9 protein-coding genes are annotated in these 6,614 nt (G+C 64.8%); 2 read left to right on the top strand and 7 right to left on the bottom strand.

Translation table 11 applies throughout. The features are described 5' to 3' along the window. Window positions 1-145: 145 nt before the first annotated feature. A complete protein-coding gene (locus NKH35_RS20040; RefSeq protein WP_023670491.1) occupies window positions 146-385 on the bottom strand; it encodes a hypothetical protein in 240 nt (79 codons plus the stop codon). A gap of 134 nt (window positions 386-519) precedes the next feature. Between NKH35_RS20040 and gcvA the strand changes: the two genes are divergently transcribed. Beyond that, a complete protein-coding gene (gcvA, locus tag NKH35_RS20035; protein ID WP_023683901.1) occupies window positions 520-1,440 on the top strand; it encodes a transcriptional regulator GcvA in 921 nt (306 codons plus the stop codon). 15 nt (window positions 1,441-1,455) lie between these two features. Here the strand turns inward: gcvA and NKH35_RS20030 are convergent, their stop codons facing one another. From NKH35_RS20030 to tsaD, 6 genes are all read right to left on the bottom strand, one after another. Continuing rightward, on the bottom strand, window positions 1,456-1,878 hold the full coding sequence (locus tag NKH35_RS20030; RefSeq protein WP_023710206.1) for a DUF1761 domain-containing protein: 423 nt from the start codon (window positions 1,876-1,878) through the stop codon (window positions 1,456-1,458). A 105-nt stretch (window positions 1,879-1,983) separates the two neighbouring features. Further along, a complete protein-coding gene (locus NKH35_RS20025; protein WP_352916006.1) occupies window positions 1,984-2,682 on the bottom strand; it encodes a class I SAM-dependent methyltransferase in 699 nt (232 codons plus the stop codon). Further along, window positions 2,637-3,062 (bottom strand): EVE domain-containing protein, encoded by a 426-nt coding sequence (locus NKH35_RS20020; protein WP_352916003.1) that lies wholly within the window; start codon window positions 3,060-3,062, stop codon window positions 2,637-2,639. The genes NKH35_RS20025 and NKH35_RS20020 overlap by 46 nt, the downstream gene beginning before the upstream one ends. Before the next feature lie 88 nt (window positions 3,063-3,150). Then, the gene (locus NKH35_RS20015; protein WP_023670486.1) at window positions 3,151-3,447 is read right to left on the bottom strand and encodes a YciI-like protein; all 297 of its coding nucleotides are present in this window, start codon (window positions 3,445-3,447) and stop codon (window positions 3,151-3,153) included. A 24-nt stretch (window positions 3,448-3,471) separates the two neighbouring features. Continuing rightward, on the bottom strand, window positions 3,472-4,488 hold the full coding sequence (locus tag NKH35_RS20010; RefSeq protein ID WP_352916000.1) for an NAD(P)H-dependent glycerol-3-phosphate dehydrogenase: 1,017 nt from the start codon (window positions 4,486-4,488) through the stop codon (window positions 3,472-3,474). Then, window positions 4,485-5,570: a tRNA (adenosine(37)-N6)-threonylcarbamoyltransferase complex transferase subunit TsaD gene (gene tsaD / locus NKH35_RS20005; RefSeq protein WP_352916009.1), complete on the bottom strand. Its 1,086-nt coding sequence runs from the start codon at window positions 5,568-5,570 to the stop codon at window positions 4,485-4,487. Before tsaD ends, NKH35_RS20010 begins: the two co-directional genes overlap by 4 nt. A 120-nt stretch (window positions 5,571-5,690) precedes the next feature. Between tsaD and hemC the strand changes: the two genes are divergently transcribed. Further along, window positions 5,691-6,614 (top strand): hydroxymethylbilane synthase, encoded by a 924-nt coding sequence (gene hemC / locus NKH35_RS20000; RefSeq protein ID WP_352915997.1) that lies wholly within the window; start codon window positions 5,691-5,693, stop codon window positions 6,612-6,614.

Below are 6,614 nucleotides of genomic sequence, written 5' to 3'. Positions count from 1 at the left end.
GTAGGGAGTAGGGAGTAGGGAGTAGGGAGTAGGGAGTAGGGAGTAGGGAGTAGGGAGTAGGGAGTAGGGAGTAGGGAGTAGGATGGTCTCGGCGTCGTTTCAATCCTTCACTACTCACTACTCACTACTCACTACTCACCATTGCCTAACGCCTTCTCGGCTTCTGCCACCCAGTGTCCAGCAATCCAAGCCGGCCGAGTTCCCGGTCCACGGCCCGCGTCACGTCCTTGCGCTGCGCGCCGACATCGCGCAGTTGGCGATCCGAAAGGTCCTCCACGTCCTGGCGCGGCAGGTTGATGGCGACTTTCGCCTGGCGAAGCCAGTCCGTTACGGCATGCAACCAGTTCGAGCGAGCTGCTGGCGAGTTCAAAACGAAGATGGACATGATGCGCTCCGTGTTCCGCCGGATATCAAATCCGGCTTGATGGTGTTTCGATGGATGCATCATGCCGCATTGAAATCCATGCGAGAAACGAGTAGTTCTTTTCGGATCGTCAAGTTTTATTTGAGGATACGGGGATGTCCCGTCTGTTGCCCGGAACGCGCGCGCTGAGGACTCTGGAAGCCGCCGCCCGCCACCTCAATTTCACCCGCGCTGCCGACGAGCTCGGGCTGACGCCGGCGGCGGTCAGCCACCAGATCAAGGAAATCGAGGATCAGCTCGGGCTGGTGCTGTTCACGCGAACCAGTCGTACCATCCGGTTGACCGAGGCAGGTACGGTGCTGTTCGAGGCCTCGATCGATGCGCTCGACCTGCTCAACCGGGCGGTGTCGCGGGCGCGCAAGCTGACGCGCGGCACGGCATTGCTGAAGGTGACGCTCGACGCGCAGTTCGCGTCAAAATGGCTGATGCGGCGCGTCGACGATTTTCGCAAACTTCAGCCCAGTATCGAGCTGAGGTTCGACATCGGCTACGAAGTGCGCGATTTCGAACTCGACGACGTCGATGTCGGCATCCGGTTCGGGGTCGGCAAGTATCCGGGGCTTCGCGCCCATCGCCTGTTCGACAACATCCTCATTCCGGTGTGCAGCCCGAGCCTGCTGACCTCCGGCCCGCCGCTGCGCGAACCGCGCGACCTCTTCAACCACACGCTTGCCCATATCGAATGGTCGCGCCAAGGCGTGACATGGCCGAACTGGCGCATGTGGATGGCGGCGGCCGGCATCAACGATTTCGACGACAGTCGGACTATCGTGTTTGGAACCTCTACCGATGCCGTGCAGGCGGCGCTCGACGGCAATGCCGTGGCGCTCGCCGAGTTCGCCATGGTGGCAAACGACCTTTCCCAGGGAAGGCTGGTGCAGCCCTTTGAACTCGGTCTGCGCGTGGGGCCGGAGTTCGGCTACTTCCTGGTCTATCCCGAGAGCACTGCCAACGATCCGCGCATCATCGCTTTCCGCGAATGGATCCTCGACGAAGTCGCCAGGACGCAGACCTGACGACTTCTGCAGGCCTCAGCTGGCGACGACCGGCGCCCCGAACCAGCCGATCACCGCGCCGATGATCAACAGCACGCCGAGCCAGTGGCCGCCGTCGATCAGGGTCAGGTCCCAGCCGAAATTCTCATAGCGATGGTTGGCCATCAGCGTCGTGGCGACGAAACCCAGCCAGAGGACGAAGCCGAAGACCAGCCCTGCGACAAGGACCGGCTCGCCGCCGGTCATCGCGCCGACGACCAAGGCCAAGACCAGCGCCATGATCAGCTCGGCGATGAAGGAGATGATGAAGGGCAATATCGATTTCTTTGACGTTGACGGATCGATCCTGGCCGCCCTCATCCAAGGCTTGCTGAGGGCCGTGTACCAGACGGCGCCAAACAGCCACGCCGCGACGGCCGCGACAACCACCGCCAGCCAGTTCACCACTGAAAAATCCATAAAGTCCTCCCCTCAAGCATGCAGCCCAAAGCCTGACGGTTCTGGGATAACGACATGCGTATTCTTCAAATCAATGCGCGATGGAACGCCTGTTCGGCAATGCCGTCAAGCGAAGCGCCACACCGTGGTGCGCTTGACCAGGGCGTCCTCCAGCGCCCGCGTCACCGCCACTTCGTAGACTGCGAGCGGCTCCAGTCCCGCCTTCGGCATGTAGGAGCGCCCCGGATCGCCGACGAGGATGTCAGCGCCGCGCGCCTTCAGTGTCGAAAACCACGGCATCAGCGTGTCGGCGAAGGATTTGTCGTAGAAGACGTCGCCGGCCAGCACCACGTCCCAGCCGGCGTCGGTGCCGATGCAGTCCGTGCCGCAAAAGTCGATGGCAACGCCATTGGCCTCTGCGTTGAGGCGGATCGCCGTTTCGCAGAACGGGTCGATGTCGGCGGCGATCACCTGCGCCGCACCCGCCTTGGCGGCGGCGATGGCGACAAGGCCGGAGCCGGAGGCGAAGTCGAGCACGCGTTTGCCCCGCACATCCGACGGATTGTCCAGCACGTAACGGGCAAGGCCCTGACCGCCGGCCCAGGCAAAGGCCCAGAACGGCGGCGGCAGGCCGATTTCAATCAGCTCGTTCTCCGTGCGCTGCCAGAGGTCATGCGCTTCTTCGGCAAGATTGAGGACAATCTCCGGCACATGCGGCGGCGACATAAGCGCCGTGTTGTCGAGAATGAACTTTTTCGCGCTGTTCGGCGTGAGGACCGTCACGGAGCCGGCGTCAGGCCGCCCATGCGGCAGACTTCCTTCCATTCGGCCGGCGTCACCGGCTGTACGGAAAGCCGTCCAAGCCGCACCAGCGCCATCTCGGCAAGCTTCGGATTGGCCTTGACCTGCTCCAGCGTCGGCGGGTTCGGCACGTCCTTGAAGGCGCGGATGTCGACGCATTCCCACCGCGGATCGTCGGTGGTGCTGTCGGGGTGGGCAAGCCCGCAGACCTCGGCAATGCCGACGACGTTCAGCCCTTCATTGGAGTGATAGAAGAAGCTGAGATCGCCGATCTGCATCGCCTTCATGTTGTTGCGCGCTGCATAGTTGCGCACGCCGTCCCACTGCGTGCCGGCCTTGCCCTTGGCCTTCAGCGCCTCGAAGGAGAAGACCGAAGGTTCGGATTTGAACAGCCAGTAGTTCATGTCTTTGCTCCAACTACTATTTTTTGCGCAATTCCGGACGGAAAACCGTTACACACTTTTCCTGGGATCGCTCTAGGCGCCGCCGGAACTAACTAGCCGCCGGCTTGTTGAAGGTCCAGTTCCACTGGCGGATTTCGACACTTTCGAACAGCCCGGCCTTGGCATAGGGGTCGGCAGCCGACAGCGCCTGCGCACCGGCGAGATCGGGCGCTTCGACGACGACGAGGCTGCCATTGGGCTTGCCTTCGGCGTCGAGGAACGGGCCGGCAAAGGCCAGTTTGTTGTCGGCGTTCAGGCCTTCGAGAAAGGCGACGTGGACCGGCCGCGTATCGACCCGCACCTGCAGGCTGCCCGGCTTGTCCTTGCAAATCAACGCAAACAGCATGTTAAACTCCGGTTTGTTTGGGGATCAGAGGTCGGTTTCGGTTTTCAGGGGTCGCGTCATCAGCGCGGACACAGCCTGCCGAATGGTGATCGTGCCGTCCAGTATCGCCGACACCGCAGCGATGATCGGCGCGTCGATGTGGCGCTCGGTGGCGATGCGGGCGGCGATCGCCGCCGTCGGCACGCCTTCGGCGAGCGGCAGTCCGGCCAAGGGCTTGCCTTGCCCCAGCGCCAGCCCATAGGCGAAATTGCGCGACTGGGCCGAAGAGCAGGTGAGCAAAAGGTCGCCGAGGCCGGAAAGCCCCATCAGCGTCTCCGGCTTGGCGCCGAAGGATGCCCCGATGCGGCGCAGTTCGACGAAGCCGCGTGTCACCATGGCGGCCTGCGCGCTGGCGCCGAGCCCAGCGCCGGTGACGGCGCCAGCGGCAATGGCGAAGACATTCTTCAAAGCGCCACCAATCTCGACGCCGATCAAATCGTCGCTGGAATAGCAGCGCAGATTCTGCGCCGAAAAGCGCGCGGCAAGCTCGGCCGCCACGGCGTCGTCGGGGGCAGCAACCACGACAGCGGTCGGCAGACCCCTGGCCACATCGGCGGCAAAGCTCGGACCGGACAAGGCCGAAACCGGAGTTTCGGGCAGGATCTCACCAACGATCGCCGACAGCAGCGCGCCGGTGTCGCGCTCGATGCCTTTGGCGCAGAGAACCAGCGGGATGCCTTTCGGCATATGGGGCTTTGCCGTCGTCAGCATGGCGCGCAGCGCCTGCGCCGGCGCCACGGCCAGCGCGCAATCGGCATCGGTCAGGGCCGTGCTGATATCGCTCGTCGCCGCAATGCCTGTTTCAATGGCGATGCCGGGGAGATAACGCGGGTTCTCGCCGCGGCGGATCGCGGAAACCGTCTCTTCGTCGCGGGCGTAGAGCTGGACATCGTGACCGGCGCGCAGCATCGCCAGCGCCAGCGCCGTGCCCCAGGCGCCGCCGCCAAGCACGGCAACGCGCCAGCCGGTTCTGTCCCTGCCGCTTGTGTTGCCGGCGCTCATGCTTTCGCTCCACGCCGGCCGGAGCCGACCATCGGCGCCGAAATGCTGTCCAGCGGCCAGCGCGAACGCGGCACGAAATCGAAGCCGTTCTCTTGCGACAGGCCTGCCCGCAACCGCTCGATCCCGGCCCAGGCGATCATCGCCGCATTGTCGGTGCAAAGCTTCAGCGGCGGCGCGACAAAGGCGAAGCCGGCCTCGGCGCACTGCTTCTGCAGCGTCGCCTTGATCGCTCTGTTGGCGGCGACGCCACCGGCAACGACCAGCGCCGGCTCGGCCTTGTCCGGAAAATCGTCGCGGAAGCGGGCCAGCGCGCGGGCCACGCGGTCGCCAAGTGCGTCGGCTACCGCCGCCTGGAACGAGGCGCAGATGCCGGCGACATCCTGCTCGCTTAGCGGCTGGATGGCGGTCGCCGCCTGGCGCACGGCGGTCTTGAGGCCGGAGAAGGAGAAATCGGGCTGCGCCGAGCCCCTCATCGGCCGCGGAAAGGCAAAGCGCGTCGCATCGCCCGACATTGCCGCCTTTTCGACGTTCGGGCCGCCGGGATAGGGCAGGCCGAGCATTTTGGCCGTCTTGTCGAAAGCTTCGCCGAGCGCGTCGTCGATGGTCGTCGCCCAGCGCTGGTAGTCGCCGACGCCGCGCACGGCGACGATCTGGGTGTGGCCGCCGGAAACCAGCAGCAGCAGATAGGGAAAGTCGAGCCCGTCGGTCAGCCTTGCGGTCAGTGCGTGGCCTTCCAGATGGTTGATGGCGATCAGCGGCTTGCCGGCGGCCGCTGCAATCGCCTTGGCCGTCATCAGGCCGACGATCAGCCCGCCGACCAGGCCGGGGCCGGCAGTAGCGGCAATGGCGTCGATGTCGGCCAGGGCTACGCCCGAATCCGCAAGAGCGGCCTCGACAATGCCGTCCAGCGCCTCGACATGGGCACGCGCGGCGATCTCCGGCACGACGCCGCCGAAGGCGGCGTGCTCCTCGATCTGGCTGAGCACGATGTTGGACGCAATCACCGGCACGGAATCGCCGTCCAGCGTCACCACGCTGGCGGCGGTCTCGTCGCAACTCGTCTCAATGCCCAGAACGCGGATCAATTCGTCGCTGTCTCCAGAGATTGTGTCGCCGGACTTTCCTAGTTAGTAGAGGCGGGCCTCGTTAGGGAGAGCGCCGGAAACGCAAAGCCAGCCGGGGGTTATCACGGACCGCGCGCCATGCAAACTTTGAAAATCGGAACACGCGGCAGCCCGCTGGCGCTCGCCCAGGCGCATGAAACGCAGGCGCGGCTGATGGCAGCGCACGGCATGCCGGCGGAAGCCTTCGAGGTCGTCATCATTTCGACCAGCGGCGACCGCATCCAGGACCGGCCGCTGTCGGAAGCCGGCGGCAAGGGCCTGTTCACCAAGGAGATCGAAGAGGCGCTGCTGGCCGGCACGATCGATATCGCCGTGCATTCCTCCAAGGACATGCCGACAGTGCTGCCGGACGGGCTGGAGCTGTCCGCCTTCCTGCCGCGCGAGGATGCGCGGGACGCCTTCATCGGCAAGGCGGTGAAGCGCATTGTTGATTTGCCGCAAGGCGCCAAGGTCGGGTCGTCTTCGCTCAGGCGCCAGGCGCTGATCCGGCGCATGCGGCCGGACCTAGACGTGGTCATGTTCCGCGGCAATGTGCAGACCAGGCTGCGCAAGCTGGAGGAAGGCGCCGCCGAAGGCACGATCCTCGCTTTTGCCGGGCTGAAGCGGCTGGGGCTCGGCCAGGTCGTCACCGATCTGATGCCGCTCGATGCTTTTCCGCCGGCGCCGGGACAAGGCGCAATCGGCATCGAAACCCGCATCGGCGACAGCGAGGTCGAAAAGATGCTGGTGGCCATCCATGATGTGCCGACAGGCCAGGCGCTGGCCTGTGAGCGCGCCTTCCTGGCGGCGCTCGATGGCTCCTGCCGCACGCCGATCGCCGGCTATGCGACGATATCGGGCGGCAGGCTGGTTTTCGCCGGCCTGATCATTTCGCCCGATGGCACGCAATCGCATGAGGTCAAGGCCGAAGGCTTGGCGCTGGATGCCGCTGACATCGGCACGGACGCGGCCAGGATGGTGCGGGTCAAAGCGGGCGAAACCTTCTTCGACGGCTGGGTCTGA

Origin of the sequence: Mesorhizobium sp. M1143, from assembly GCF_040318435.1 — a bacterium.
Taxonomy (GTDB): domain Bacteria; phylum Pseudomonadota; class Alphaproteobacteria; order Rhizobiales; family Rhizobiaceae; genus Mesorhizobium.
This window is presented reverse-complemented; position numbering and strand designations above follow the sequence as displayed.

Bases quoted from the DNA above. Each gene is read 5' to 3' on its own strand.
- NKH35_RS20040 (WP_023670491.1), bottom strand. From the start codon at position 385: ATGTCCATCTTCGTTTTGAACTCGCCAGCAGCTCGCTCGAACTGGTTG.
- gcvA (WP_023683901.1), top strand. From the start codon at position 520: ATGTCCCGTCTGTTGCCCGGAACGCGCGCGCTGAGGACTCTGGAAGCC.
- NKH35_RS20030 (WP_023710206.1), bottom strand. From the start codon at position 1,878: ATGGATTTTTCAGTGGTGAACTGGCTGGCGGTGGTTGTCGCGGCCGTC.
- NKH35_RS20025 (WP_352916006.1), bottom strand. From the start codon at position 2,682: ATGGAAGGAAGTCTGCCGCATGGGCGGCCTGACGCCGGCTCCGTGACG.
- NKH35_RS20020 (WP_352916003.1), bottom strand. From the start codon at position 3,062: ATGAACTACTGGCTGTTCAAATCCGAACCTTCGGTCTTCTCCTTCGAG.
- NKH35_RS20015 (WP_023670486.1), bottom strand. From the start codon at position 3,447: ATGCTGTTTGCGTTGATTTGCAAGGACAAGCCGGGCAGCCTGCAGGTG.
- NKH35_RS20010 (WP_352916000.1), bottom strand. From the start codon at position 4,488: ATGAGCGCCGGCAACACAAGCGGCAGGGACAGAACCGGCTGGCGCGTT.
- hemC (WP_352915997.1), top strand. From the start codon at position 5,691: ATGCAAACTTTGAAAATCGGAACACGCGGCAGCCCGCTGGCGCTCGCC.